Source organism: Clostridium sp. 1001283B150225_161107_B6 (genome assembly GCF_015556325.1).
GTDB lineage: Bacteria > Bacillota > Clostridia > Lachnospirales > Lachnospiraceae > Enterocloster.
This window is the reverse complement of the sequence record NZ_JADNMD010000006.1, coordinates 76,483-101,909: the sequence shown is the minus strand read 5'-3', so window position 1 is coordinate 101,909 and position 25,427 is coordinate 76,483. Positions and strand designations below refer to the sequence as shown.

At 49.6% G+C, this 25,427-nt stretch carries 27 protein-coding genes and 3 tRNA genes; 23 read left to right on the top strand and 7 right to left on the bottom strand.

All coding sequences use genetic code 11. From position 1 onward, the window contains the following. Positions 1 to 7: 7 nt before the first annotated feature. Positions 8 to 475: a thioredoxin-dependent thiol peroxidase gene (gene bcp, locus I2H39_RS15475; RefSeq protein WP_138309309.1), complete on the top strand. Its 468-nt coding sequence runs from the start codon at positions 8 to 10 to the stop codon at positions 473 to 475. 16 nt (positions 476 to 491) lie between these two features. Here the strand turns inward: bcp and I2H39_RS15470 are convergent, their stop codons facing one another. The 4 genes from I2H39_RS15470 to I2H39_RS15455 form a co-directional block, all read right to left on the bottom strand. Further along, positions 492 to 1,130, bottom strand: coding sequence for a sce7726 family protein (locus I2H39_RS15470; RefSeq protein ID WP_138309308.1), 639 nt, complete (start codon positions 1,128 to 1,130; stop codon positions 492 to 494). Positions 1,131 to 1,143: 13 nt separating this feature from the next. Continuing rightward, on the bottom strand, positions 1,144 to 2,271 hold the full coding sequence (locus tag I2H39_RS15465; protein WP_138309307.1) for an MFS transporter: 1,128 nt from the start codon (positions 2,269 to 2,271) through the stop codon (positions 1,144 to 1,146). A 105-nt stretch (positions 2,272 to 2,376) separates the two neighbouring features. Then, a tRNA-Met gene (locus tag I2H39_RS15460) sits at positions 2,377 to 2,450 on the bottom strand. 20 nt (positions 2,451 to 2,470) lie between these two features. Then, a tRNA-Val gene (locus I2H39_RS15455) sits at positions 2,471 to 2,543 on the bottom strand. Positions 2,544 to 2,721: 178 nt separating this feature from the next. Here I2H39_RS15455 and I2H39_RS15450 point away from each other — a divergent pair. From I2H39_RS15450 to I2H39_RS28875, 18 genes are all read left to right on the top strand, one after another. Further along, positions 2,722 to 3,648: a diacylglycerol kinase family protein gene (locus I2H39_RS15450; protein ID WP_138309306.1), complete on the top strand. Its 927-nt coding sequence runs from the start codon at positions 2,722 to 2,724 to the stop codon at positions 3,646 to 3,648. A 221-nt stretch (positions 3,649 to 3,869) separates the two neighbouring features. Further along, positions 3,870 to 4,421 carry a 2-C-methyl-D-erythritol 2,4-cyclodiphosphate synthase gene (ispF, locus tag I2H39_RS15445; protein WP_138309305.1) on the top strand — a complete coding sequence of 184 codons (552 nt, stop codon included), beginning with the start codon at positions 3,870 to 3,872 and terminating at the stop codon, positions 4,419 to 4,421. 80 nt (positions 4,422 to 4,501) lie between these two features. Next, positions 4,502 to 5,911 carry a cysteine--tRNA ligase gene (cysS, locus tag I2H39_RS15440; RefSeq protein WP_138309304.1) on the top strand — a complete coding sequence of 470 codons (1,410 nt, stop codon included), beginning with the start codon at positions 4,502 to 4,504 and terminating at the stop codon, positions 5,909 to 5,911. Positions 5,912 to 5,946: 35 nt separating this feature from the next. Beyond that, positions 5,947 to 6,366: a ribonuclease III domain-containing protein gene (locus tag I2H39_RS15435; protein ID WP_207746830.1), complete on the top strand. Its 420-nt coding sequence runs from the start codon at positions 5,947 to 5,949 to the stop codon at positions 6,364 to 6,366. Then, positions 6,363 to 7,106 (top strand): 23S rRNA (guanosine(2251)-2'-O)-methyltransferase RlmB, encoded by a 744-nt coding sequence (rlmB, locus tag I2H39_RS15430; protein ID WP_138309302.1) that lies wholly within the window; start codon positions 6,363 to 6,365, stop codon positions 7,104 to 7,106. The genes I2H39_RS15435 and rlmB overlap by 4 nt, the downstream gene beginning before the upstream one ends. A 30-nt stretch (positions 7,107 to 7,136) precedes the next feature. Beyond that, the gene (locus I2H39_RS15425; RefSeq protein ID WP_138309301.1) at positions 7,137 to 8,060 is read left to right on the top strand and encodes a transglutaminase-like domain-containing protein; all 924 of its coding nucleotides are present in this window, start codon (positions 7,137 to 7,139) and stop codon (positions 8,058 to 8,060) included. Between the two features lie 14 nt (positions 8,061 to 8,074). Further along, on the top strand, positions 8,075 to 9,133 hold the full coding sequence (locus I2H39_RS15420; protein WP_195626921.1) for a type II secretion system F family protein: 1,059 nt from the start codon (positions 8,075 to 8,077) through the stop codon (positions 9,131 to 9,133). Between the two features lie 17 nt (positions 9,134 to 9,150). Then, positions 9,151 to 9,480, top strand: a complete 330-nt coding sequence (locus I2H39_RS15415) for a hypothetical protein (protein WP_138309299.1) — start codon at positions 9,151 to 9,153, stop codon at positions 9,478 to 9,480. 12 nt (positions 9,481 to 9,492) lie between these two features. Further along, positions 9,493 to 9,987 (top strand): DUF4860 domain-containing protein, encoded by a 495-nt coding sequence (locus I2H39_RS15410; RefSeq protein WP_195626920.1) that lies wholly within the window; start codon positions 9,493 to 9,495, stop codon positions 9,985 to 9,987. Continuing rightward, complete coding sequence (locus I2H39_RS15405) at positions 9,980 to 10,504, top strand: hypothetical protein (protein WP_195626919.1); 525 nt, start codon at positions 9,980 to 9,982, stop codon at positions 10,502 to 10,504. The genes I2H39_RS15410 and I2H39_RS15405 overlap by 8 nt, the downstream gene beginning before the upstream one ends. A 62-nt stretch (positions 10,505 to 10,566) precedes the next feature. Then, the gene (locus I2H39_RS15400; RefSeq protein ID WP_138309296.1) at positions 10,567 to 11,046 is read left to right on the top strand and encodes a hypothetical protein; all 480 of its coding nucleotides are present in this window, start codon (positions 10,567 to 10,569) and stop codon (positions 11,044 to 11,046) included. Between the two features lie 25 nt (positions 11,047 to 11,071). After that, a complete protein-coding gene (locus tag I2H39_RS15395) occupies positions 11,072 to 12,133 on the top strand; it encodes a PilT/PilU family type 4a pilus ATPase (protein WP_138309295.1) in 1,062 nt (353 codons plus the stop codon). Between the two features lie 122 nt (positions 12,134 to 12,255). After that, entirely contained in the window at positions 12,256 to 13,203 is a 948-nt protein-coding gene (locus I2H39_RS15390) for an L-lactate dehydrogenase (RefSeq protein ID WP_195626918.1), read from the top strand. Between the two features lie 152 nt (positions 13,204 to 13,355). Next, a tRNA-Thr gene (locus I2H39_RS15385) sits at positions 13,356 to 13,428 on the top strand. Positions 13,429 to 13,861: 433 nt separating this feature from the next. Continuing rightward, positions 13,862 to 14,395, top strand: a complete 534-nt coding sequence (locus I2H39_RS15380) for a methyltransferase (protein WP_138309293.1) — start codon at positions 13,862 to 13,864, stop codon at positions 14,393 to 14,395. Positions 14,396 to 14,401: 6 nt separating this feature from the next. After that, complete coding sequence (locus I2H39_RS15375) at positions 14,402 to 16,036, top strand: GH3 auxin-responsive promoter family protein (RefSeq protein WP_195626917.1); 1,635 nt, start codon at positions 14,402 to 14,404, stop codon at positions 16,034 to 16,036. 4 nt (positions 16,037 to 16,040) lie between these two features. Beyond that, on the top strand, positions 16,041 to 18,635 hold the full coding sequence (locus I2H39_RS15370; RefSeq protein ID WP_227146698.1) for an HD domain-containing phosphohydrolase: 2,595 nt from the start codon (positions 16,041 to 16,043) through the stop codon (positions 18,633 to 18,635). Then, on the top strand, positions 18,607 to 18,759 hold the full coding sequence (locus tag I2H39_RS28875) for a hypothetical protein (RefSeq protein WP_207746829.1): 153 nt from the start codon (positions 18,607 to 18,609) through the stop codon (positions 18,757 to 18,759). The genes I2H39_RS15370 and I2H39_RS28875 overlap by 29 nt, the downstream gene beginning before the upstream one ends. Positions 18,760 to 18,789: 30 nt before the next feature. On the opposite strand, the gene I2H39_RS15365 is transcribed toward I2H39_RS28875, so the two are convergent. From I2H39_RS15365 to I2H39_RS15355, 3 genes are all read right to left on the bottom strand, one after another. Then, entirely contained in the window at positions 18,790 to 19,119 is a 330-nt protein-coding gene (locus I2H39_RS15365; RefSeq protein WP_195626916.1) for a branched-chain amino acid transporter permease, read from the bottom strand. Between the two features lie 3 nt (positions 19,120 to 19,122). Beyond that, the gene (locus I2H39_RS15360; RefSeq protein WP_195626915.1) at positions 19,123 to 19,824 is read right to left on the bottom strand and encodes an AzlC family ABC transporter permease; all 702 of its coding nucleotides are present in this window, start codon (positions 19,822 to 19,824) and stop codon (positions 19,123 to 19,125) included. 73 nt (positions 19,825 to 19,897) lie between these two features. After that, the gene (locus I2H39_RS15355; RefSeq protein WP_195626914.1) at positions 19,898 to 20,683 is read right to left on the bottom strand and encodes a DeoR/GlpR family DNA-binding transcription regulator; all 786 of its coding nucleotides are present in this window, start codon (positions 20,681 to 20,683) and stop codon (positions 19,898 to 19,900) included. A gap of 248 nt (positions 20,684 to 20,931) precedes the next feature. Here I2H39_RS15355 and I2H39_RS15350 point away from each other — a divergent pair, with 248 nt between their 5' ends. Genes I2H39_RS15350 through I2H39_RS15335 form a run of 4 tightly spaced genes read left to right on the top strand, consistent with a single transcriptional unit; the run spans position 20,932 to position 25,425 of the window. Then, positions 20,932 to 22,002, top strand: a complete 1,071-nt coding sequence (locus I2H39_RS15350) for a substrate-binding domain-containing protein (RefSeq protein WP_195626913.1) — start codon at positions 20,932 to 20,934, stop codon at positions 22,000 to 22,002. A gap of 12 nt (positions 22,003 to 22,014) precedes the next feature. Further along, entirely contained in the window at positions 22,015 to 22,896 is an 882-nt protein-coding gene (locus tag I2H39_RS15345; protein WP_195626912.1) for a class II fructose-bisphosphate aldolase, read from the top strand. A 56-nt stretch (positions 22,897 to 22,952) separates the two neighbouring features. Then, a complete protein-coding gene (locus I2H39_RS15340; RefSeq protein ID WP_195626911.1) occupies positions 22,953 to 24,464 on the top strand; it encodes a sugar ABC transporter ATP-binding protein in 1,512 nt (503 codons plus the stop codon). Beyond that, positions 24,448 to 25,425, top strand: a complete 978-nt coding sequence (locus I2H39_RS15335; RefSeq protein ID WP_195626910.1) for an ABC transporter permease — start codon at positions 24,448 to 24,450, stop codon at positions 25,423 to 25,425. The genes I2H39_RS15340 and I2H39_RS15335 overlap by 17 nt, the downstream gene beginning before the upstream one ends. Positions 25,426 to 25,427: the final 2 nt, after the last annotated feature.

The window sequence follows — 25,427 nt, the reverse complement described above, 5'->3', positions numbered from 1 at the left end:
ACAAGATATGTTAAGTGCAGGAACAAAGGCGCCGGATTTTACATTAAAAGATAAGGACGGAAAGGAAGTGAGCTTATCTTCTTTCCGCGGACAGAAGGTGGTTCTGTATTTCTATCCAAAGGATAATACGCCGGGATGCACCAGGGAGGCGTGTGCCTTTGCCGGGGCATACATTGGATTTAAGCAGAGGAATGTGGAGGTCATAGGCGTCAGCAGGGACAGCGAAAAGTCCCATGCCAATTTTGCCTCCAAGCATGAGCTGCCCTTTATCCTCCTGTCTGACCCGGAGCTTACAGTGATTCAGGCATACGACGTGTGGAAGGAGAAAAAGCTCTACGGCAAGGTTTCCATGGGGGTGGTGAGAAGCACCTATGTCATCGATGAGGACGGCGTCATTGAAACGGTGTTTGAAAAGGCAAAGCCGGATACCAATGCCCGGGAGATACTGGATTATCTGGATGGCAGGGCGGAATAGGAGAAGGGCAGGCGTATCATGAACGCCTGCCCTTCCGGATTCTCCGGGTGCGCCGCTTTCCTGCAGCTGAGGTCTGTGTCTGCTTAAACTCCCGTATCACATTCTCGATTTCATTATAATCCCGTTCAAACAGGACTTCGCTTATCTGCCCTGACAGTATATCTCCGGGTATCTTTTCCGCTATTTTATCAATGACAAAGAGCTTGCTCTTTTCCTTATACCTTGGCATGCTGTTCAGTTCCTGGATATGAGCCAGTTCCGGGCGCCACAGGATACTGAGCTTTTTCTTCAGCTTTACCAAGGGATTTGGCCGGGCTTCCCGGAGCAGGTAAAAGTCTGCTTTTCCGGCCACCTGCTCCACTGTGATGATTCCCCACCATTCAGGCACATGTTCCCCGATGTGCAGGGCGTGGGAAGAACCGGCCACCACATAATTTTTGTCGTAAAACTGGTCATAGTCCTTTACCTGGCGTTTCAGCCGGGCATAGGTGTCGGCATCACTTTTGATTTCAATACCAGCTACCAGGTCCGGCAGGACCATAACGATGTCGGCCCTGGATTTCCCCATCTGTTTTTCTTCCAGAATACGCATTTTTCCGTACATTTCCTCCAGAAAATCAAAGAGAGGCTCCCGTATATCCTTATCGTAGAGCATTGCTTCGGCGCTCCTATTCTTTCAAACGTTTCACAGCCACGCTGAATAACAGCATGCCTGCGCAGGGGATGATATTGGAAGCCATTCCAATTTCAATGCCTGCATGTTCAGCCACCATGCCGATAATCCAGGGCATGATGATGGCGCCGCTGCTGGCCGCCGGGAGCATGATTCCCATGCTGGCCGCGCTGGTCATGCGGCCTGCACTGGCCACGGCAGTGGGATTCATACCTGCCATGGCAAATGCAAAGGCGAACAGCAGGAGAATGGCAGCGGTCTGGGTTCCGGCCATCATCAGGCCCAGGTAGAAGACGATACAGCCAATCCCCATCTTAATCATGGCTGAATAGCTGTTTTTGATGGGAATCACAAATGCTATGAGCAGGCGTGCAATCAGGGTGGCGCCCCACATCACGGTCACGGTGTAGGGGCTGAGGGAACCTGATATGATGCCGTTTCCTTTGAAATATGTAACCATCCAGCCGGTCACACTGGTTTCCGCCGCGTTCTGGCAGAACAGAAGACCGGTGAGCAGCCAGAATTTCCTGCTTTTGAGGAAACGTTTATCTGAATTCCCGTCCTTTTTCATGGCTGTTGTTTCGGCAGGAGTCACACAAAAGGTCAGCCACAGCAGGAAACCGCAGGCTGCCAGCACCAGCATGGGGACGGCGTTTCCGGCCTTCATGGCGGCTCCGATGAAGAAGGGGCACAGCAGTGCGCCCAGGGCGTAACAGCTGTGCATGATGTTCATACCCTTCGTACGGTCGCCGGAGTTATCCGCCACCAGGATGGTGCAGGTATTGATGGTGCTTCCCTTGGCGACACCCACCAGGAAAAAGCCCAGCATGAGCACCAGTGTCCAGCCGGAAAAACCCATCATAAGATATCCGGCCCCGTAGCCGGCTGTCAGGAGCACCACGGTTTTCTTGGTGCCGATTTTTGCAGGCAGCATACCTGAGGCAAACCCGGCCAGAAGATTGCCTATGCTCATAAGGGACAGCAGTGTCCCTGTCATGCCGTACGCAAAGCCGTATGTCTCCTGCAGAATGCTTACGACCACGCCGCTGCTGATGGCACATATACCGCTTAGGAAAAATGCAAAAAAACCTGCATTTCTCTGAAATATCTGTTCCTTTTCCATGATACTGATGTCCTCCCTGGTGGATTTTGGACGTATAAACACGCCCTGCAGGCAAATACCCGGCGGCAAAATAAAAGAAGCCTTGACAATCCAAAGCTTCTCAAGTAGCGGAAGGGAGACTTGAACTCTCGACACCACGGGTATGAACCGTGTGCTCTAGCCAACTGAGCTATTCCGCCATATTTAGTTTGGTAGATAGTGGGGCCTACAGGGCTCGAACCTGTGACCCTCTGCTTGTAAGGCAGATGCTCTCCCAGCTGAGCTAAGACCCCATATCCTGCCGCCGTTTGTGTCTCACTCGCGACTGCCTGTACAGTATATGATAAATTGTGGTAATTGTCAAGACTTTTTTTACAACTTTTTTTATAGAAATTTTCTTAGTGTTTTATAGGGGATTATGCTATAATTTAAGGCAGAGTAAAATATTAGAAAGGACGACCAGAATCCTTCATGTATAACTTCATTGTAAATCCCAAAGCAGGTTCAGGCAGAGGCTTTAGAATCTGGAAAGCCATGGCCCGTTATATGGACAGCCATAATATTGAATACGAAGTTTTCCTGACAGAAGGCGTCGGGGATGCAAGGTCTGCGGCCAGGCTGCTGACGGACAGCTATGATGAGCCCAGATACATTATTGCCGTGGGCGGGGACGGAACCATGAACGAGGTTCTGGACGGTGTTTCTTTCCATGGGCCTTTAAGTCTGGGCTATATCCCGGCCGGTTCCGGCAACGACCTGGCCAGGAGCCTCCGCATGCCCGGCCGCACCATGAAGTGCCTTAAGAAACAGCTGGCTCCCCGGCATTTCACCATGATTGATTACGGGGTCCTTACCTATGGAAATCAGGAGATATCCCACCGCCGTTTTCTGGTCAGCGCCGGAATCGGTTTTGACGCAGCCGTCTGCCAGGATGCCCTGTCTTCCAGATGCCGTCAGCGTTTAAATCGTTTCGGTATGGGGAAACTTTCTTATATACTCATAGGCATACACCAGTTTTTCAAATGCAAATCCTGCAAAGGATATATTTTATTAGACGGGGTGAAGAAGGTAGAGTTCAACAATATCCTATTTATTTCCTGTCATATACAACCCTCAGAGGGCGGCGGTTTCCTCTTCGCCCCCAGGGCAGACGGAAGCGATGGAAAATTAAACATCTGCGTCATGAGCCACGGCACCCGGACAAAGCTGATTCCGGTTCTGCTGTCAGCCTTCATAGGAAGAAGGCGGCGGCCCAAAGGCGTCAGGAGCTATGAATGCAGGGAAGTATCCATCCACACAGAAGCAGCGCTGCCCGTCCATGCAGACGGCGAAAGCTGCGGCTTCCAGACCGACATCCAAGCCAGCTGCATAGCCAGAAAAGTAAGAATGATGATATGACGCAGGCAATGAGTCATGCAAAATAAGGCAGAAGGAAATCTTCGTTGTGCTTGCACATAAGAAGATTTCCTTATGGCTTATTTTATAGGGCGAAGCCCGACACCGCGATGCAGCGCAGCGGAATCGCGGTGTGCATGGCGGAATCGCGGTGTGCGCAGCGGAATCGCGGTGTGCATGGCGGACGCCAGCCAAAAAATCAACCCACAATACAAGGAGACACTATGAGAATCGGACAAGGATACGATGTTCACAAATTAGTACAGGGACGCGGCCTAATCCTGGGCGGCGTCAGCATCCCATATGAAAAGGGCCTTTTGGGCCATTCCGATGCGGACGTACTGGTCCATGCGGTCATGGACGCCCTGTTAGGGGCAGCTGCCCTGGGAGATATCGGACAGCATTTCCCGGACACTGACCCGGCATATAAAGGTATTTCCAGCATAGAACTGTTAAAGAAGGTAGGGGAACTTCTGGATGAGAAAGGCTACGTGGTTGAGAACATCGACGCCACCATCATAGCCCAGCGCCCCAAACTGGCGCCATACAGGCCTCAGATGGCAGCCAACATAGCAGACGCCCTCCATCTGGACGTGTCCAGGGTAAGCGTCAAGGCCACCACGGAGGAAGGGCTTGGGTTTACGGGAACCGGCGAAGGAATCTCTTCCCAGGCAATTACCTTATTGACGGAAACAGCAGATTACTGCTATGATAGTAAGATAATGGAAAGCGGCTGCGGCGGCTGTCCTGGCTGCGGCCGGGCGAATGGAGAATAATAAGGGATAACGTTCTGACACAGCTGACCGAGGCATGCTTTGCACATGCTGTAAGAGATTCATTTGAGGAGAATAAGAGTATGAAGATATTTAACACACTGAGCAGAAAAAAAGAGGAATTCGTTCCCCTGACCCCGGGAGAGGTCAAGATGTACGTCTGCGGCCCTACGGTGTATAATTTCATCCATATAGGAAACGCCAGGCCCATGATTGTATTTGATACGGTGCGCAGGTATTTTGAGTATAAGGGATACGATGTGCGCTACGTGTCCAATTTTACGGATGTGGATGACAAAATTATCAAGAAGGCAATTGAGGAAGGCGTGGACGCTGATACCGTATCGCGCCGGTACATTGAGGAGTGCAAAAAGGATATGGCGGCCATGAACGTAAAGCCTGCCACGGTCCATCCGCAGGCAACCCAGGAAATCTGCGGCATGCTGGAGATGATACAGACCCTCATCGACAAAAACCATGCCTATGTGGCCGGAGACGGAACCGTTTACTTCAGGACCGGTTCCTTTAAAGAATACGGAAAGCTGTCCCATAAGAACCTGGATGAGCTCCAGTCCGGTTTCCGTGAAATTAAGGTTACCGGAGAGGAGGGAAAGGAAGACCCCAACGATTTCGTGCTCTGGAAGCCAAAAAAGGAAGGGGAGCCTTTCTGGGAGTCTCCATGGTGCGACGGACGTCCCGGCTGGCATATAGAGTGCTCCGTCATGTCCAAACGCTATCTGGGTGAGCAGATTGATATCCATGCAGGGGGCGAGGATTTGATATTCCCTCACCATGAGAATGAGATTGCCCAGAGTGAGTGCGCCAACGACAAGAACTTTGCCACATACTGGATGCACAATGCATTCCTGAATATTGATAATAAGAAAATGTCCAAATCCCTGGGCAATTTCTTCACGGTAAGGGAAATCAGCGAAAAATACGATTTGCAGGTACTGCGTTTCTTCATGCTCAGCGCCCATTACCGCAGTCCCCTTAACTTCAGCGCCGACCTGATGGAAGCATCCAAGAATGGTCTGGAGCGTATCCTGACCTGCGTGGGGAAACTGAAGGACCTGGAGGCAAAGGCGCCGGACAGCCCTGAGACTGCTGCAGAGCAGGGGAATGCAAAAGAGGCAGATAAGCTGCGCGGCAAATACGAGGAAGCCATGGACGATGACTTCAACACCGCAGACGCTATTTCCGCCATTTTCGAACTGGTGAAGCTGGCCAATACAACGGCAGATGAATCCAGCACCAGGGAATTTGTTTCCTATATGAGGACAATGATAGAAGAGCTGTGCGATGTCCTGGGCATTATCACGGAGAAAAAGGAAGAAGTGCTGGACAGTGAGATTGAAGAGATGATTGCAGCCAGACAGCAGGCCAGAAAAGAGAAGAACTTTGCGCTGGCGGATGAAATCCGCGGAAAGCTTCTGGATATGGGAATTGTATTAGAGGATACCAGAGAGGGCGTCAAGTGGAAGAGAGTGTAACCATTCAGGAATTTCTCACATATTATAGACAGTGCATGAGGCTTGAACCAGTGGATGAGAATTCTTACTCGCCACTGGTTCTGGCCTATATTGGAGATTCGGTGTATGAGGTCATCATACGGACCAAGGTGATAAACCGGGGCAGCATGCAGGTAAATAAAATGCATAAGCAGAGCTCAGAGCTTGTAAAGGCCGGGACGCAGGCAGCGCTCATAAAGGCCATTGAGGACATGCTTACCCAGGAGGAGCACGCTGTGTTTAAGCGGGGACGCAATACGAAATCAGCCACATCGGCCAAGAATGCATCTGTCATTGATTACCGCATGGCCACAGGGATGGAAGCCCTGGTGGGATGGCTGTTCCTGAGGCAGGAATACAACAGGCTGGTATATCTGATAAGCCAGGGACTTGAAAAACTGGGCAGGATGCCGGACCCGGAAGGAGATAAGACATGAGATACGAAGAACTGACCATAGAGGGGCGCAATGCTGTGCTGGAGGCATTCAGGTCCGGCAAGACCATCGACAAGCTGTTTGTACTGGACGGCTGCCAGGACGGTCCGGTGCGTACCATCCTGAGGGAAGCCAGGAAATATGACACCATTATCAACTACGTGCCAAAGGAAAGGCTGGACCAGATATCTGAGACAGGAAAGCATCAGGGTGTCATTGCCTATGCCGCCGCCTATGAGTACGCTGAGGTGGAAGATATGCTGAAAGCAGCGGAGGAAAAGGGAGAGCCCCCCTTTCTCATACTGCTGGACGGCATAGAGGACCCTCATAACCTGGGAGCCATTATCCGTACAGCCAACCTGGCAGGGGCCCACGGGGTCATTATTCCCAAACGCCGCGCCGTGGGGCTGACCGCCACAGTGGCAAAAACATCGGCAGGGGCATTAAACTATACGCCGGTGGCAAAGGTTACAAATCTGACTGCCACCATGGAAGATTTGAAGAAAAAGGGTATGTGGTTTGTCTGCGCGGACATGGGCGGGGAACTCATGTATAAGATGAACCTGAAAGGTTCCATCGGACTTGTGGTGGGAAATGAAGGGGAAGGAGTCGGTAAGCTTGTGCGCGAGCACTGTGATATGGTTGCTTCCATTCCCATGAAGGGGGATATTGATTCCCTGAATGCATCGGTTGCGGCAGGCGTGCTGGCCTATGAGATTGTAAGGCAGCGCCTGGAGGTATAGTCCTTTTAGAGTTAAAGGAGTGATAATGTTATGAAGACAGCATATAAACCTGTTGTAAAGCTTGCGGCAGCAGCGGCAGCGGCTTTTTTTGCCGTCAGCAGCATCCAGGGGCCGGTGACGGCCCTGGCCTACACAAAGCCTGCCGGAAGCCATGTACTGACTCCCATTGCTTCCGGTGTCACTACATTCAGTAACGATAAGGCCACCCTGGACGCGTCCAATGTGTCAGAGGGCTATATCATGGTAAAGTATACGGGAAGCGTCGGCAAGATTAAGGTGCAGATAACAAAAAGCGGTTCCGAGACATATACATATGATTTAAGCAGCAGCGGCGTATATGAGGTGTTTCCGCTGTCAGAGGGCAGCGGCAGCTATTCGGTAAAGGTGTTTGAAAATATACAGGGAAACCAGTATTCCCAGGCATTCAGCCAGAATGTGGATGCCAGCATAAGCAATCAGTTCGGACCATTCCTGTATCCCAACCAGTATGTAAATTTCAATGCTGCCAGCGCAGCGGTGCAGACCGGTGCAGCGGTGGCTGCCAGCGCAACGGACCAGCTGGAAGTGGTGTCAAACGTATATAATTATGTAATCAACAATGTCACCTATGATACGGCCAAGGCCAGTTCGGTCCAGTCCGGCTATCTGCCCAACGTGGATGTGGTGCTGGCGCAGAAAAAGGGTATTTGTTTTGACTATGCGGCCCTCATGACAGCCATGCTCAGGTCCCAGGACATTCCCACCAAGCTGGTGGTGGGCTATACGGGAAATCTATATCATGCATGGATTAATGTATATCTGGAAGGCCAGGGATGGGTTGACAATATCATTTATTTTGACGGCAACAGCTGGAAGCTGATGGACCCCACATTTGCGTCCTCCAGCGGCCAGAGCCAGGAAATCATGCAGTACATTGGAAACGGCTCTAATTACAGGGCAAAATACAGCTATTAAGGGGAGGCAATGAGATGGCGAAAAAGGGAGAGGCGTATTACCGGTATTCCTATGAGGAGCTGTCGGCCTTCTGCCTGCAGATATCCCTGCTGCTGGAAGCGGCTGTTCCGCTGGAGGAAGGATTGTCCATCATGGCGGAGGATGCGGCTGTGCAGGGTGAGAAGGATATGCTGTTGTACATGGCAGAGGGCGTGGAGCTGGGAGACCCCTTCTTCAAGGTCATGGAGGATACAGGCGTATTTCCGGCCTATGTGGTGCGAATGGCCAAGCTGGGCCAGCAGACAGGCACCATGGACCAGATGATGAAGTCACTGTCCGATTATTATGAAAAGGAATACCGGCTCCTGCGGGCCATAAAGAATGCAGTTACATATCCGGTGATGATGGTGGTAATGCTTCTGGTGGTTCTCTTTGTGCTGTTTTCCAAGGTAATGCCTGTATTTAACAAGGTATACGAGCAGCTGGGGGCGCAGATGCCTCCCGTGGCAGCCTCAGCCATTCGGCTGGGCGGCTGGTTCAGCGGCGCTGCCCTTATTGCCGGGGCGGTGCTGGCCCTGGCGCTGTGCGGAATCTGGACAGCTTCCAAATTCGGCAAACGGTTTGCCGTGGTGGAGAGGTTTGTTAATTTTGTAAAGAGCCGCAGCAAGATTGCCCTGGCAGTTGCCAACCGCCGTTTTACCGCGGTGCTGGCCCTGACCCTGAAGAGCGGTATGGAGCTGGAAAAGGGCATGGACCTGGCAAAAGAGCTGGTGGAAAACGAAAGCGTGGCAGTCCGTATCGGGAAATGCTCGGAGCAGCTTCAGCTGGGTGAGAGCTATTATCAGGCCATGAAGGACACGGGCCTGTTTTCAGGCTTTTATGTGCAGATGATTAAGGTGGGAACCAGAAGCGGCCATCTGGACAGCGTCATGGATGAGATATCACAGGATTATGAGGAAATGGCTGATACTGCCATCGACGATATGATTGCCAGATTTGAACCCACCATTGTGGCGGTCCTGGCCATATCCGTGGGACTGGTCCTTCTGTCTGTCATGCTTCCTCTGGTGGGCGTATTGTCCGCTATCGGATAACAGTTAGGAGGCAGCAGATGAAGGTTAAGTCTCAGAAAAGAGAGAAGAATCAGGCGCTGGGATACATACTGTCGCTGGCGGCAATGGCTGCCCTGGTGGTTGTATTTGCGGTGGCCGTGCTGAATTTTTCAGGCAGAACAGGCGCAAGGGAAGAGGATACGCTCAGAAAGGCAGTGACAAGGGCTTCGGTCCAGTGTTATGCCATTGAGGGCCGTTATCCGCCCAGCGTGGAATATCTGGAGGAGAACTATGGGGTCCAGATTAACAGGAAGAAATACAATGTGTTTTACGATGGCTTTGCATCCAATGTGATGCCTGAGATTACCATCATACCCATAGAAGAGTAGGGGGCATACAGTATGAATCGGAAGACAGACAAGAAGGGAAATGCCGTTAGCGTGCTTTTTACCATGCTGCTGTTTCTGGTATTTGTGCTGTGTGCCCTTTTCACAGTGCTGATTGGAAGCCGGGTATATGAAAATATCAATGTGCGCAGCGACGCCAATTATACAGGCAACACAGCGTTGAGCTACATTGCCAACAAGGTGCGCCAGGGAGACCGGGCCGGGATGGTGAATGTGGTGGATGTGGACGGGACCCAGGTGCTGGAGATGAAACAGGAGATAGGGGAATCGGAATACGTCACATGGATTTACTGGGACAATGGGAGTATCCGGGAATTGTTTACGGACACATCCAGCGGCCTGGGACTTGCAGACGGACTGGAGATTCTGGAATGCCAGGGCCTGGAGCTTTTAAAGGACGGAAGGCTGCTGCATATAGAGACCGTGGGAGAGGGCGGCGGAAGCCTGGAGCTTTCCCTGCGGAGCGGAGGACTTGAGACGGATGAATAGGAAAAGCGGGTCCGGTTCGGGGCCATTTTTAATGGAAATGCTGGCGGTGGTTGGGTTCTTCATTATCTGCGCCAGTATATGTGTTCTGGTATTTGTAAAGGCTGACAGCATTAGCAAAGATGCCAGGGACATGAATCAGGCGGTGCTAAAAGCCCAGAGCCTGGCCGAGGAGCTAAAGGCGGGACAGACCCTTACGTGGTCAGAAATGCTGCCGGACCGGAATATATGGGAACACCTGGCATCTGCTGATGGTGAAAACCAGGAGCAGTCTGAATGGAACCAGGAGCTGGTTAAAAGTGAAGGCTACGACGGCATACATACCATGTACTGGGACAGCAGCTGGGAGGAAACAGAGGCAGGCAGTGAACCGGCTTTTCTGGGCGTCATATACACAGGAACAGTGGACGGCATGAAGCGGGCTGACATACTTATCATGCGTTATGGAAGAGACGCTGATAAGGGAAAGCTGCTCTACCGCCTGCAGACAGAGACATATGCAGCCGGCAGCAGTGTATAGAATACAAAATACACGGCAGCCGGCAGGGCGGGAAAGTATGAAACACGGGAAAGGAAAGACAGATGGCAGGAGAGGCATCCAGGAATAAAGTGAATATAGGGGCATCGTCCCTGATTCTTATTTTCATCGTTCTGTGCATGGCTACCTTCGGACTGCTGTCCTTAAGCAGTGCCCAGGGTGATTTAAAGCTTGCCAAACGCAACGGGGACGCGGTCCGGGCATATTACCAGGCGGACAGCAGCGGGCAGCAGTGGCTTAAGGAAGTGGACCAGGTCCTGACAGAGGAAATGGGTGAGGGAAAGGATTCCACCCAGTGCAGCCTGGATATCAAGGACAGGCTGGGGGACCTCTATGACAGGGAGACCGGCCTTATTTCCACGGACATCCCCATGGACAGGGGACAGTCCCTGCACATTGAACTGGTCCTTATGTGCGGGGAACAGCATTACGATATAAAATCATGGTATGTATATGCCAGTGATGAGTATGAAATAGATAATTCAATGCCTGTGTGGGGCGGAGCAGCCCCATCCCAGGAATAAAACAGAGGCAAAAGGAGCAAAACAGATGAATGTGATGGAATTGCTTACATCGGCCGTGGAGCAGAATGCGGCCGACATATTTCTTATTCCAGGCATGCCCTTCTCCTATAAGATTGGCGGCCGGATTATCTATCAGGGTGATAACCGAATCATGCCCGACGAGATGGACAAGATGATTACGGAGATATACGGCCTGGCAAAGAACCGCGGCATGGAAAAGGTCCAGTCCCACGGCGATGATGATTTTTCCTTTGCCATCCCGGGTGTTTCCCGTTTCAGGGCCAGTGTGTTCCGCCAGAGAGGCTCCCTGGCAGGAATCATCCGGGTGGTGCGTTTTGAACTGCCGGATGCGGGCCAGCTCCATTTGCCGGAGAGCATCATCGGCGTATCCAGGCTTACCAAGGGGATGGTCCTGGTGACCGGACCGGCAGGCAGCGGCAAAAGCACCACCCTGGCCTGTATCATCGACGAAATCAACAGCACCAGGAACGCCCATGTCATCACATTGGAGGACCCCATTGAATACCTGCACAGGCATAAACAGAGCGTGGTAACCCAGAGGGAGATTGTCACGGATACGGACAGCTATGTCACCGGCCTGAGGGCATCCCTGCGCCAGGCGCCGGATGTTATCCTGCTGGGAGAGATGAGGGATTATGAAACCATCAGCATAGCCATGACAGCGGCGGAGACAGGCCATCTGATACTTTCCACTCTGCATACTGTTGGCGCAGCCAATACCATTGACCGTGTCATTGATGCGTTTCCTCCCAATCAGCAGCAGCAGATAAGGACCCAGCTGGCCATGGTGCTGGATGCAGTCATATCCCAGCAGCTCATACCAACTGTGGACGGCGGTGTGCAGCCAGCCTTTGAAATCATGTTTTTAAACAATGCAATCCGCAATATGATTCGTGAATCCAAGATTCACCAGATAGACGGAATCATTGCCACCTCCCAGGAGGAAGGCATGATATCCATGGATAACAGCCTTATAAAATTATACCGCGACGGTGTGATTTCCCGTGAAAATGCCGTGGCTTACAGCAGCAACAGCGAGCTCATGGAAAAGAAGCTGGCCAGGTAACCGGAGAGCCGGATGGAAGTCCCGGAAAAACTGGCTGTTAAACCAGTGGGAATAAGACACAGGTTTTACAGATATACTATGGATATGAACAGCAGACCGGGACAGCGGGAAAGGAGCAGCACGTGAGAGCAGACAAGAGGAAAGTGGTAATCGTAGGAACTGGAATGGTGGGCATGAGCTATGCCTACTGTCTTTTGAATCAGTCGGTATGTGATGAGCTGGTGCTTATAGACGTAAACAAGAAAAGGGCTGAGGGGGAGGCCATGGATTTAAACCACGGCCTGGCATTTGCCAATTCCAGCATGACCATATATGCAGGGGAGTACGATGACTGCAGGGATGCGGATATCGTGGTCATCTGCGCCGGAGTGGCCCAGAAGCAGGGGGAGACCCGTCTGGACCTTCTGAAAAGGAATGCAGAGGTGTTCCGTTCCATCATTGAGCCTGTTACCTCATCGGGATTCAATGGTTTGTTCCTGGTGGCAACCAACCCGGTTGACATCATGACCAGAATTACCTGCACCCTGTCAGGCTTTAATCCGAGACGGGTGCTGGGAACAGGAACCGCCCTGGACACGGCCAGGCTAAGATACCTGTTAGGCGACTATCTGAAGGCAGATCCCAGGAACGTCCACGCCTATGTTATGGGAGAGCACGGGGACAGCGAGTTCGTGCCCTGGAGCCAGGCGCTGCTGGCCACCAAGCCCATACTGGAACTATGCGGGGAAAATGGGGAAGCAGTAAGCCGGAAACGGTTTGATGAAATTGAGGAAGAGGTGCGTACCGCTGCCTACAAAATCATAGAGGCCAAGAATGCCACCTATTACGGCATCGGCATGGCTCTGACCAGAATAACCAAGGCCATTCTGGGAGATGAGCACAGCGTGCTTACCGTATCCGCCATGCTGCGGGGGGAGTACGGCCAGATGGACGTATTCGCCGGCGTACCCTGTATCATAAACCAGAACGGGGTGCAGAGGGTTCTGCCCCTGTCCCTGACGCCAGAGGAGCTGGAAAAGCTGGGACGCTCCTGTGATACGCTGCGGGAAGGGTATGACGGGATTTTCTGATGACTGAGAGCATGAAGGACCGGTATAAAGGCGCGGTCCTTCATGTGTGCCGGAAAGAATTGTTTTGAAAAATTTGAAAATTATTGTTGACAAAACCATAGGGGCATGATAATATATACAAGGTTCGCGTGAGCGATACCAAAACAGGATAAGCTGCTGTGGCTCAGTCGGTAGAGCGTCGCATTGGTAGTGCGGAGGTCACGGGTCCGATTCCCGTCAGCAGCTTTCAGAAAAGAGTGGAAACCATTGATTTTACAGTGGTTTCCATTTTTTTTGTATCAAACAGGCTGCAGACACTTGTAGACACTTAGATTATAGTGCTTTTGCAATCAGGTTCTCTGATGCCAATCCACCCCCGAGTATTTATAAACAGGCGAGGGGAGGATAATTGTACCTAAAAAACAACAAATTTTGGATGATTACAAAATAACCTAATAATTTATGAGAAAAGATAAATAATATCCGGTCAAATCCCTTCCTTTTTCGGTATATTTATGGTAAAATCTATTCTATTCGGCAAATAGTTACTATTTACATGATACATTACATAATTTCCCAAAGGTTGACAACAGATGGGAGGATTTATTTTAGATACGGCTGGGAGTCTGGATTTATGAAGAGTACGGACTCCCTTTTTTATCGGGCAGGGGGGATATAGATGCTGGATTGGGTCTTTGGGATAGGGGCCTTTGGGATGTTTTTCCTATATGACTGGAACCGGGTTTTTCTGAAAAAGAATTGGTTTGCTCCATTGTTTGCAGCAGGGAACCTGCTGCTGGCTGCGGTGGGAGGAAGGATGGTATATACCAGTGTTTCACCGGGGATTAAGGAACCGTCTGTATGGCTCCTTCCGGGGGCATTTTTTCTGGCAATGCTGATTTATACACTGTATTTTGCATTGCCCTTTGACAGTACTTACTGTCAGGAGGCGGACCGGCACAAGGTCTGCCGTTCCGGTATGTATGGCTGGTGCCGTCATCCGGGTATTTGGTGGTTTTTCGGCTGCTTTTTCTGCATGGGCCTGTCCACCGGAAATCCAAACCGGGTGATGCTCAGTCTTTGTCTTTCTTTTCTGAACCTTCTGTATGCCTGGTATCAGGACAGGCTTATATTTGTAGAGGAGTTTTCTGACTACAGGGATTACCAGGAACAGGTACCATTTTTACTACCCAGACTGTGGAAAAGGCGGTGAATTGGCATGACATTTGAGGAAAAACTGACCAATCAGGAATATGACAGGATATGGCAGGAATACTGCGGTTTTCTGGACCTGGATATGGCGTCTTATATGAAAATCCAGAGAAGGCTTTTGGAGGAGCAGATTGGGCTGTGGTGCGCCAGCCCTCTTGGAAAGAAGATTCTAAAGGATAAGAGGCCGGAGAACATAGATGAGTTCCGGGCCATGGTTCCGCTGACCACCTATGAGGATTATGCGGATGTCCTTCTTTTGAAGAAGGAGGACATGCTTCCTGATAAACCAATCATATGGATACAGACCACCTGGGAGGGAGGAAAGCATCCCATCAAGGTGGCTCCCTATACCAGCGGCATGCTGAAGACTTATAAGAATAATATCCTGACCTGTCTGATGATGGCCACCAGCAAGGGAAGGGGGAACTTTGATATCGGAATCGGCGATACATTTCTGTATGGACTGGCGCCGCTGCCCTATATCACGGGCCTGATTCCCCTGGGATTGTCGGATGAACTCCACATAGAGTTCCTGCCTCCGGTGGACGAGGCTGTGAACATGACGTTTTCCGAGCGGAATAAAAAAGGATTTAAGATGGGGCTGGGGAAGGGAATTGATTTCTTTTTCGGCATGGGCAGCGTGGCCTATTTTGTGAGCATGAGCATAGCCAGCCTGTCTGAGAACGGCAGGAAGGGCGGGTCCACCCTGAAAAAAATGTTTACCATACCCCCTTCCATGACACTGCGCTACCTTAAGGCTAAGAAAAGGTGTGAGAGGGAAGGCCGGGGGCTGATGCCCAAGGACCTGTTCAAACTAAAGGGATTTCTGTGTGCGGGAACAGATAACCGCTGTTATAAAGATGACCTGGAGGAGCTGTGGGGCATCAGGCCGGTGGAAGTGTTTGCAGGGACAGAACCCAGCTTCATCGGGACAGAGACTTGGAACCGCAACGGACTGTATTTTTTTCCGGATGCATGTTTCTATGAATTCATACCGGAGACGGAAATGTATAAGAATCTGGACGACCCCTCCTATATTCCCAGGACCATATGCATGGACGAGGTGGCAGCCGGGGAGGTATATGAGATTGTTCTCACTGTGCTGAAGGGCGGGGCGTTTGCCCGGTACAGGGTAGGGGATGTCTACCGATGCCTGGGGCTCTCCAGCAAGGAGGATGAAACCCGGATTCCCAGGTTTGAGTACATAGACCGGGTGCCGGATATCATTGATATTGCCGGCTTTACAAGGATTTCGGAAAATTCCATTGAGAATGTCATCAGCCTGTCGGGAATCGATGTGACGGACTGGGCAGCATTAAAGGAGTTTACGGAGGACAGGGGGAGGCCCTATCTTCACATGTACGTGGAGCTGGCGCCTGGCTGTGTGGTAAACCGGGCTGTGAGCCGGGAACTTCTGAAGGAACATTTAACCATCTATTTTAAATATGTGGACCAGGATTACCATGACCTGAAGCGGATTCTGGGGATGGACCCCCTGGAGATAACCATCCTGCGGTGCGGTACCTTTGCATCCTACCGGGAAAAGACAGGAAAGACACTGAGGCATATTAACCCATCCATCCATGATATACAGGAAATGTTAAAGATACAGGCAACCTTTGACGGGCGCAGGAGATACTGATTGTATGAGAAGCTATGTTTTTATATCCATAACAGCTTTATATTTCTATACCTTTCTTATGCTGGCTTTTATGTCGGCTAAGAAGTCACGGCTGATTCGTGACTTTATTGCTGTGCTGGGCGCCATGATTCTGTGGACCGGCGGCTCCCTTTTGATGAGGCTTAGGGCCTGGCCGTCCTATGAGCTGTGGTTCCATCTTTCCCTGGCGGGAATCTGTCTGGTTCCGTATGCATTTTTCTGTTTTATCAGGGATTTCTGCGGCCATAAGGCGAAAAGTTCCCACAGGATGTGGATGGTTCTTATCCTGCTGGTGAATCTCTACAATATATGGACCAGAAACCTGGTCCGGCCGCCCATGATTGAGTGGAACGGGGCTAATGCTGTGTTTGTCTACCATATGAACTGGCGCGCCAGCATCATATACGGACTCTGTTTTCTGGTTATCATACATACGGCGGCCATTATTTGGAACAGCCGGAAAAACAGGGCGCTGAGGGCCAAGGTGGTTCCGCTGCTGTCAGGCATCTTTCTGCTTTTTGCAGGCAATATGGCTGTGCCGCTGTTCAATGGATTTCCCATTGATATCCTGTCAGGAGTGCTGAATGCAGGGGTAATGTTTTATACGCTTTATTCCAGGCATGTGTTCCGCATGACCCTTTTGGTATCCAGAGGCAACTGCTACATCATTGCCATGGCGGTAAGCGCTCTGGCTTTTTACAATGTGGCCCAGACCCTGGACGGCATCATCCGCCAGGATATACCGATGCTGGCGCCGTTCAGCGTCATGATTGTGGCCACCATGACCATGATGGTCACACTGCTGATTTACATTGTGGCCAAGGGATTTTTTGACCGGATTTTTATCAAGGAGGAGGTGAGCCAGACAGAGCGGCTCAGCGAATACACGGCTATTGTGTCCCAGTCCCTCAGGCTGACTGAAATCCTCAATGCTCTGGTGAACGTCATAGGAAGTTCCCTGCACACAAGGAAGATTTATATCTGCATCAAGGATTCTCAGGGGAATTATCCGGCAGTGTTCAGCAGCAGTCCCCTGGATGACAAAAATTTTTCCCTGGCAGGCAGCGCACCCCTTATCAACTGGCTAAAAAGCCATGATTCCTGCCTGCTGCTTAAGGACTTCCGCAGGACCGTGGAATACAAGTCCATGTGGGAGGAAGAAAAATACCAGATGGAGGTCCTTAAGATTGAGTGCATCCTGCCTCTTAAGGATGGGGATGACCTGGCGGGCCTGGTGCTTATGGGAGGCAAGGAGAAGCGCGGGAAGATGCGGGCCAGGGGATATTCCGAGGAGGACATTATATTCCTTAACTCCATTGAATCAGTAAGCTCCATTGCGGTGAAGAACTCCAGGCTCTATGAAAAGGCATATGAGGAAGCCAGGACAGACGAGCTCACCGGACTTTTAAACAGGAAGTATTTCTGCGAGACCCTGGAGGAGAGTTACGAAAAATGCAGGCGCACCTCCCTGGCCCTGGTTATTTTCAATGTGGATGATTTTAAGCTGTACAACCAGCTTTACGGCAATCATGAGGGGGATAAGGCCCTGGTGCATATAGCGCGCATCATACAGGGAACCGTGGGGGACAATGGATACTGCGGACGCTACAGCGGCAAGGAGTTTGCTGTTGTCCTGCCGGATTATGATATCTATTCAGCCCAGAATCTGGCGGAGAACATTTCAAGGCAGATTCAGAACATGAACCTGGACTGTACGGATACGTACTTAAAACCACTGACTGTCAGCTGCGGAATCTGCGCGGCGCCGTATGCGGCAGCGTCCATGAACGAGCTGATATCCAATGCAGACTGCGCCGTATACCATGTGAAGCGTTCCGGGAAGAATGGAATCCGGGTGTACTCAGACGGAATCATCGGGGTGAGGGACACGGATGAGGGGCTGGCTAAGAAGCACCGGAGCATGTATTCTGAATATGCGCCAACCATCTATGCCCTGACAGCTGCCATTGATGCAAAGGACCACTATACATTCCAGCATTCCAAAAATGTGGCCTACTATGCCCATGCCATGGGACAGGCCCTGAAAACCAGCGAGGAGTACCAGGAGATACTGAAGGAATCAGCCCTGCTCCATGATATTGGAAAAATAGGGATACCGGAAAACATCCTGAACAAGACCGGAAAACTGACGGACGAGGAGTACAGTACCATGAAACGGCATGTGGAGGCATCCGTTGAAATCATACGCCATCTTCCCTCCATGGATTACGTTATTCCCGCGGTTCTGGGCCACCATGAGCGGTATGACGGAAGGGGATACCCCAGGCGTATTGCGGGGAAGGATATTCCTCTGGCCGCCAGAATCCTGTGTATAGCGGATTCCTTTGACGCCATGGTATCCAAGCGCAGCTATAAGCCCAGCATGTCTGTGGAATTTGCAGTAAATGAGCTGGAGCGGGGCGCGGGCACACAGTTTGACCCGGAGCTGGTGCTGGTTTTCATCGGCCTGGTGAAGGACGGAAGTATCCGGCCTGTATTGGATGACGGGAATGAGGGCAGCCATGAGGACGGGAACAAAGCCGGCCCTGGAAATGGGAACATGGAAGAGACAAACAGTTGATTGTATGGGAAAAGACCATGCAGAAAAGCCTATTCACTTCAATGCAGAGTGGATAGGCTTTTTAATATGTCTTGTTGCGGGATGGATATCCGGGCAGTTGGATGCTGCCGTCAGAAATCCATAGGTGTATTGTCAGAACTCCGGCGTGTGCCTGCTAAAAAACCATCTGCACCAGCAGCATATAGCACACTGTCCCCAGCGCAATGCTGGCCAGGGTATTTTTCTTCCAGAGGTGGAGTCCCACCACCACACCGACGGATATAAGCTCCGGCAGTCCGTAGGGGTAGGCCAGGGGTGTGATTCCTTTCAGGCAGTAGACCACCAGCACGGCCATGATGGCTGCCGGGAGAATGGTTCCCAGATAGCGGACCAGCTTGGGCACCTCCTTTTTGCCGCCAAAGAGCAGGAAGGGAAGCCAGCGGGTAACCTGGGTGCACAGGGCGCAGATTAGGATGGTAATCAGTACGTAATTTGAATGAATCATGGTTTAATCCTCCTCCATTTTCTGTTCCACGTTCCTGCGCAGGAACAGCAGGATGGCTACGGCAGCTGCCAGGGCGGGCAGGATGAAATTGGAAGAACGGATAAGCACCAGGAACAGGGCACCGCATATAAAACCTGTGACAGCCGGTATATGGGTCCTGGCTGCTTTCCACTGGTCCACACAGATGACCACGAACAGGGCGGTCATGGCAAAATCAATGCCCGTGGTGTCAAAGGTAATGAGCTCACCCATAAGAGCGCCCAGAACTGACCCGGCTACCCAGTAGCACTGGTCAAAAAGTGCGGTAAAAAACGTGGCCGCCTTCCATTCCCTGTCCGTAAAATCAGATGGACGGGCCATGGAACACAACAGGGAATACGTTTCATCTGTCAGGGAAAATACCATGTAAGGATAGGTTTTTTTCATTTCCTTGAAACGCTGGATGAAGGTCAGGCCGTAAAATGCATGGCGGCTGTTGATGAACAGGGTCATGACGGCCGTGGTCACATAGCTTAAGCCGCCGGTGAGAATGCCAACCAGGGCAAACTGCATGGAACCTGCATAGACCAGGGTACTGATGAGAAAGGCCCAGAACACGCCTAAACCGGATTTCTGCAACAGGAGTCCAAAGGCGATTCCCAGGAATATGTAGCCCAGAAAAATGGGAATGGTTTTTATCAGTGCGAATTTAGCTGCTTTTTTCATGGTTCGGTAAATCTCCTCATAGTTGTACAGTTTTAACACATTGATATAGTATAGCAGACTTTAATCCATTTTTCTATAGTTCTGGGGCCACAATCACATGGTAATTGTGACGGCGAAGGTTATCCAGCTTCTCCTGGGAGATTTTCCAGTCGGTAATGATTGCTGTTATGTTAGCGGGGATGAACAGGTAATGGAGAGACTTCTTCTCAAATTTAGAGCTGTCGCATAACAGGTAGCTTTCATTGGATTGCTCAATTAGCTTGGACTTGTTGTTCAATTCTTCTGAATAATCGCATAATCCCAGGGCAGGATCAAATGCACTGGTAGAAAGAAAGCTTTTGTCAAAATGAAAGGTGGATAAGGTGGATATGGCTATGGAGCCAACATAGGATGCATGCCCCTTAAGACTGATTCCGCCAGTAGATACCACGGTTGCATTTGGATGGTTTTCCATTACGATGGGAAGAACCTGGCTCAGGGTTACCAAGGTCAGCTTGTATTCCGGGGGAAGCATCTTGCAGAGCATCAGAACGCTTGTACTCGCGTCCGTACCAATTAAATCCCCATCCTTAATTAATTTCAGACATTCCCTGGCAATGGCCTGCTTTTCCGGCAGATGGTGTTTGAGCCGGAAGTTAAAGTCTTTCATAAACACGGTATTGTTATCTACTTTGAATAGACCAGAGGAAGACTTGCTGATTAGCCGTTTCTCCATGAGATATAACAGGTCTCTGCGTGCAGTCATGACAGACACCCCGAACTCTTTTGCTACAAGCTCGGTCGAGGTTCTCCCTGTTGTTGATATATAATCTAAAATCTTATCCCTTCTCTGCGACACTGCTTCATTAGATGAACGCATGGCATCACCCCCTCGTGAAAATGCATAATAAATCATCTCATTGCTAACTTATCATAAATATATTGTAAATGCAATAACAAATAAAAAATATGGAACTAAATATCATATAAATTAAAATTATATGATATTTATATCGTATATGATAGTAAAAATAGTCAGATATGTTGAAATTACGATATTTTAATGATAAACTGAGAATGTAACATACAACAGACAGATAATTTATAAGAAGGTACGGGAGGTAGAAAATGAGAAGATTCAAACATTTGGCTATGGGATTGTTACTTGTTATGGTACTGACCGCGTGCTCGGGGCAGGAGGGGTCAAAAGAAACAACAGAAAAACAGGAGACGGAAGCTGTAAAACCAGCAGCAGAGTCAGCAGCAGAAACCTCCGGGAAGGAAGAAGCTGATAAGGAAACGGAGGCAGAGGGAGAAACAGAAGAGAAGATACTTATAGGATATTCACCCATGACAATGGTTAATCCCTATTTCTCGGCAGTAGGAAGCGCCATAGAGGAAGTAGTGGCTGAAAACGGTGCGGAACTGGTTAAATTCGACCCGCAGATGGATGCCTCAGTGCAGGCAGCCCAGATTGATGACATGATTAGCATGGGGATAAAAGCCCTTCTGTTCATACCTGTGGACTCGGCAGGCAGCCGTAATATTATGCAGGCATGTAAAGATGCAGGCGTTTATGTGGTAAATATTGATAATGTGGTAAATGAAAATGATTACGACGTGGTTGATGCAATTGTGGCATCGGACAATTATGGACTGGGCTATGTATCGGGACAGGATGTGGTGGAACGTTTTCCGGATGGAGCTAAAATCGGCATCATGCATTCACCCACATCTGAATCATGCATCGTTACAGTAAATGCATTCTGGGATGCAATCAAGGAACATGCAAAGAACCCTGAGGCATATGTCAATGTAGCAGAGGCAGATGGAAAGGGAAACATGGAACAGTCTTTTACGCAGGCAACAGACATACTCCAGGCTCACGATGATATCGACCTGTTCTACTGCGTAAATGACCAATCGGCATTTGGTGTGATTCAGGCCATTAAAGAAGCAGGAAAAGCAGGAGAGATTGCTGTTTACGGTAAAGACGGGTCGCCGGATGCCAAGGCAGTTCTGGGAAAAGACGGATTTGTACAGTCATCAGGCCAGTCGCCTCTGGGAATAGGAAGAATTGGGGCGGAGAACTGCTTTAAGTTAATAAAAGGGGAGAAGGTTGAATTCAATACATCCATAGAGGCATTCAGCATCACAGCAGAAAACGTACAGGAATATGGAATTGACGGATGGCAGTAAAGGAGATGTTATATGCTGGTTAATTTAAAGGATATTTTACAGGACTGTGAACAGCACAAATATGCCGTCGGCTCTTTTAATACGCCCACTCTGGAAACCCTGAGGGCCGTTATACGGGCTGCTGAGGTATTAGGCGCGCCTGTTGTCCTGAACCATGCCGAGAATGAAGAAGAGGTAATTCCCATTGAGGTTATAGCACCGTTGATGGTGGAATATGCAAGAAATGCAAGGATACCGGTAGCCGTACATATTGACCACGGAGAAACCTTTCCATATCTGATGAAAGCAATCCGCCTAGGTTTTACATCCATCATGTATGATTGTTCATCTTTGCCTTTGGAAACAAATATACACAGGGTAAAACAGTTTGCAGAACTGGCCCATCCCCTTGGAATTTCCGTGGAAGCAGAAATAGGGGCCATGCCCAATAATATGGCCGGCTGTGCAAATGGTAAGGAAAAAAGCGATTTGAGTAATATGGAAGCATATTTTACAAATCCCCGGGAAGCAGCTCTGTTTGCAGAACAGACAGGAGTGGATGCATTGGCAATTTCCTTTGGAACGGTTCATGGCAGTTATGAAGGGGAACCTCATCTGGATATCGGACGGGTAGAACAGATTAGAAGAGCCACACCGGAAAAGACAGCTCTCGTAATGCACGGCGGGTCCGGTACGGGAAAGGAACAGACCCGTCATGCCATTGATGCAGGTATCAGAAAAATTAATTATTTTACGGCCATGGACACAGCTCCGGCACCGGTTCTGCTGGATGTCATCCAGCAGGCTGACGGGACCCCGGTGCATTATGGGAGACTGGCTAAACTGGCAATGGAAATCATGGAGGAAAAGGTGAAAGAGGCTATGTTGGTATTCCTTAATGGCCGAATCGGTTAGATAGTGCAGAAAGGGCCGCATCGTCGGCCCTTTTGCTTAAAAGGATGTGATATAGTATGGCGGATAAGTTTCTTTTGGAAATGCAGGATATCTGCAAATCATTTCCCGGAGTGAAGGTCCTTGACCAGGTTAATCTGGATTTGAAAGAAGGGGAAGTACATGCGCTGCTGGGTGAGAATGGCGCAGGTAAGTCCACCCTGATTAAAATACTTGGAGGAATTTATACAGCAGACAGCGGGACTATTCTTCTACAGGGAAAAGAAGTGAAAGTAAACTCTGTCATGGATGCGCAGAGGAATGAGATTCGGATTATTCATCAGGAGATTGTCCTGGTACCGTTTCGTACGATTGCTGAGAATATGTTTCTTGGCAGGGAACTGAAAAACAAGACGGGATTTCTGGACAAGAAGCAGATGTATGAAGAGACAAATAAAATCATTCGGGAATTTGGTTTAAATCTGTCGCCCGACACACTGATACAAGACCTTTCAATCGGCATGCAGCAGCTGGTGGAAATCATGAAGGCTGTTTCCACTGAGGCCAGAATTATAGTCATGGATGAACCTACATCATCTTTATCAGACCATGAAGTGGATTTGCTGTTTAAAACCATCGGCCTTCTGAAAGCAAAAGGAGCGGGAATTATTTATATATCCCATAAAATATCGGAATTATATGAAATTGCTGACCGGGTTACTGTTTTGAGGGACGGGCATACAATTCAGACCTGCCGGATTGAGGACGTCACATCAGAGCAGCTGATAAATATGATGGTTGGACGTGAGCTTACAAAATATTATATTAAAACAGATAATCCCATTGGCGGCGTCTCTCTGGAAGTGAAAAAGCTATGCTGCGGACGCAGGTTTAAGGATGTGAGTTTTTATGCGCGATATGGAGAAATCGTGGGTTTTTCCGGCCTTGTAGGAGCTGGCAGGACAGAGGTCATGAAGGGGATTTTCGGTATACTCAGCACGGACAGCGGATGTGTCTGCTTGGATGGAAAGCAGATAGATATAAGGAGGCCCAGGGATGCCATTCGTGCGGGAATTGCTTATATTCCGGAGGACAGGAAAAATGAGGGGCTGATTCTGATTAACTCGGTTGCATTTAATATGACGCTGGCAGCCTTGAATGAAATCATCAGGGGCATAAGGGTTAATAAGAAAAAAAGAACCGAGATGGTGAAGCATTATGTGGATGCATTTTCCATCAAGGTAACCTCAGGAGAACAGCTGGTAGGAAATCTGAGCGGAGGAAACCAGCAAAAGGTGGTCTTGGGAAAATGGCTGGCAAATAAGCCTAAAGTCATAATATTGGATGAACCGACAAGGGGAATTGATGTGGGGTCCAAATCTGAAATTTACCGGATTGTAAATCAGCTGGCGGGAGAAGGAGTTTCTGTCATTTTGGTTTCATCAGAGCTTCCGGAAGTCATCAATATGTGTGACCGTATTTATATCATGAGTGAAGGGCATATCAGAGGAGAAATCAGCCGGTCAGAATTCAGCCAGGAGAAAATCATGGATTATGCAGCGGGGAGGAAAGCAGATGAAACAGAAGAATAAAAATAGGAATCCTGTGATTGGATGGTTTCAAATGAATCTTGGTCCGTTATTGGGGCTTCTTGCTCTGTGTGCCATAGTGTCCCTGCTGTCGGATAAGTTTATATCAAAGGATAATTTCCTGAATATTCTGAAGTCGGTATCTACGAATATGATGCTGGCATGCGCCCTGACCATGGTAATTATACTGGGTCTGATTGATATATCGGTTGGCTCCACCGTAGGATTAGCCGGAATCGTGTGTGCTACATTGATAGGTACAGGAAGGTATCCAATATGGATGGTCATTCTTTTCTGTCTGGGGATTGGGCTTATTGTTGGACTTATTAACGGGATTTTAATTGCGCATATAAAGATTCCTGCATTTATTGCAACCTTGGCCACTCAGAATATTGGGAGGGGACTTTGTCAGGTTATATGTAACGGCGCTCCTGTCCGGTGCTCCGAGGATGCATTTACCAGACTGGGGACAACCACCATGTTTGGCGGTATTTCCATAGCGGTAATTTATTCATCCTTTTTTGTGGTTTTAATATGCATACTGATGTACAGGACAAAAATGGGGACATATCTGTATGCGATTGGAGGGAACGAGCTGGCGGCTGAGTATTCCGGCATTAACGTAAAACTCATAAAGATGATACCATATCTGATAGGTGGATTTTTCGCGGCATTCTGCGGTGTCATCTGGACAGCCAGGCTGGGTTCCGGTTCCCCGACTCTTGGACAGAATTTTGAGTTAGACGCGATTGCTGCCACAGCCCTGGGAGGCGCAAGCATGTCAGGCGGTATTGGGCGGATTGGCGGAACCATGATAGGTGTGTTGATGATAGGAGTTATTAACAATGGATTGAACCTGATTAATTTGAATTCTTTCTATCAGTTAATCGTAAAAGGTCTTGTTGTTGCTATATCCGTTATCATAGATGTCATGCGCAAGAACCGTGCAGCAAATAAAGTATGAAA

Bases quoted from the DNA above. Each gene is read 5' to 3' on its own strand.
- bcp (WP_138309309.1), top strand. From the start codon at position 8: ATGTTAAGTGCAGGAACAAAGGCGCCGGATTTTACATTAAAAGATAAG.
- I2H39_RS15470 (WP_138309308.1), bottom strand. From the start codon at position 1,130: ATGCTCTACGATAAGGATATACGGGAGCCTCTCTTTGATTTTCTGGAG.
- I2H39_RS15465 (WP_138309307.1), bottom strand. From the start codon at position 2,271: ATGGAAAAGGAACAGATATTTCAGAGAAATGCAGGTTTTTTTGCATTT.
- I2H39_RS15450 (WP_138309306.1), top strand. From the start codon at position 2,722: ATGTATAACTTCATTGTAAATCCCAAAGCAGGTTCAGGCAGAGGCTTT.
- ispF (WP_138309305.1), top strand. From the start codon at position 3,870: ATGAGAATCGGACAAGGATACGATGTTCACAAATTAGTACAGGGACGC.
- cysS (WP_138309304.1), top strand. From the start codon at position 4,502: ATGAAGATATTTAACACACTGAGCAGAAAAAAAGAGGAATTCGTTCCC.
- I2H39_RS15435 (WP_207746830.1), top strand. From the start codon at position 5,947: ATGAGGCTTGAACCAGTGGATGAGAATTCTTACTCGCCACTGGTTCTG.
- rlmB (WP_138309302.1), top strand. From the start codon at position 6,363: ATGAGATACGAAGAACTGACCATAGAGGGGCGCAATGCTGTGCTGGAG.
- I2H39_RS15425 (WP_138309301.1), top strand. From the start codon at position 7,137: ATGAAGACAGCATATAAACCTGTTGTAAAGCTTGCGGCAGCAGCGGCA.
- I2H39_RS15420 (WP_195626921.1), top strand. From the start codon at position 8,075: ATGGCGAAAAAGGGAGAGGCGTATTACCGGTATTCCTATGAGGAGCTG.
- I2H39_RS15415 (WP_138309299.1), top strand. From the start codon at position 9,151: ATGAAGGTTAAGTCTCAGAAAAGAGAGAAGAATCAGGCGCTGGGATAC.
- I2H39_RS15410 (WP_195626920.1), top strand. From the start codon at position 9,493: ATGAATCGGAAGACAGACAAGAAGGGAAATGCCGTTAGCGTGCTTTTT.
- I2H39_RS15405 (WP_195626919.1), top strand. From the start codon at position 9,980: ATGAATAGGAAAAGCGGGTCCGGTTCGGGGCCATTTTTAATGGAAATG.
- I2H39_RS15400 (WP_138309296.1), top strand. From the start codon at position 10,567: ATGGCAGGAGAGGCATCCAGGAATAAAGTGAATATAGGGGCATCGTCC.
- I2H39_RS15395 (WP_138309295.1), top strand. From the start codon at position 11,072: ATGAATGTGATGGAATTGCTTACATCGGCCGTGGAGCAGAATGCGGCC.
- I2H39_RS15380 (WP_138309293.1), top strand. From the start codon at position 13,862: ATGCTGGATTGGGTCTTTGGGATAGGGGCCTTTGGGATGTTTTTCCTA.
- I2H39_RS15375 (WP_195626917.1), top strand. From the start codon at position 14,402: ATGACATTTGAGGAAAAACTGACCAATCAGGAATATGACAGGATATGG.
- I2H39_RS15370 (WP_227146698.1), top strand. From the start codon at position 16,041: ATGAGAAGCTATGTTTTTATATCCATAACAGCTTTATATTTCTATACC.
- I2H39_RS28875 (WP_207746829.1), top strand. From the start codon at position 18,607: ATGGGAACATGGAAGAGACAAACAGTTGATTGTATGGGAAAAGACCAT.
- I2H39_RS15365 (WP_195626916.1), bottom strand. From the start codon at position 19,119: ATGATTCATTCAAATTACGTACTGATTACCATCCTAATCTGCGCCCTG.
- I2H39_RS15360 (WP_195626915.1), bottom strand. From the start codon at position 19,824: ATGAAAAAAGCAGCTAAATTCGCACTGATAAAAACCATTCCCATTTTT.
- I2H39_RS15355 (WP_195626914.1), bottom strand. From the start codon at position 20,683: ATGCGTTCATCTAATGAAGCAGTGTCGCAGAGAAGGGATAAGATTTTA.
- I2H39_RS15350 (WP_195626913.1), top strand. From the start codon at position 20,932: ATGAGAAGATTCAAACATTTGGCTATGGGATTGTTACTTGTTATGGTA.
- I2H39_RS15345 (WP_195626912.1), top strand. From the start codon at position 22,015: ATGCTGGTTAATTTAAAGGATATTTTACAGGACTGTGAACAGCACAAA.
- I2H39_RS15340 (WP_195626911.1), top strand. From the start codon at position 22,953: ATGGCGGATAAGTTTCTTTTGGAAATGCAGGATATCTGCAAATCATTT.
- I2H39_RS15335 (WP_195626910.1), top strand. From the start codon at position 24,448: ATGAAACAGAAGAATAAAAATAGGAATCCTGTGATTGGATGGTTTCAA.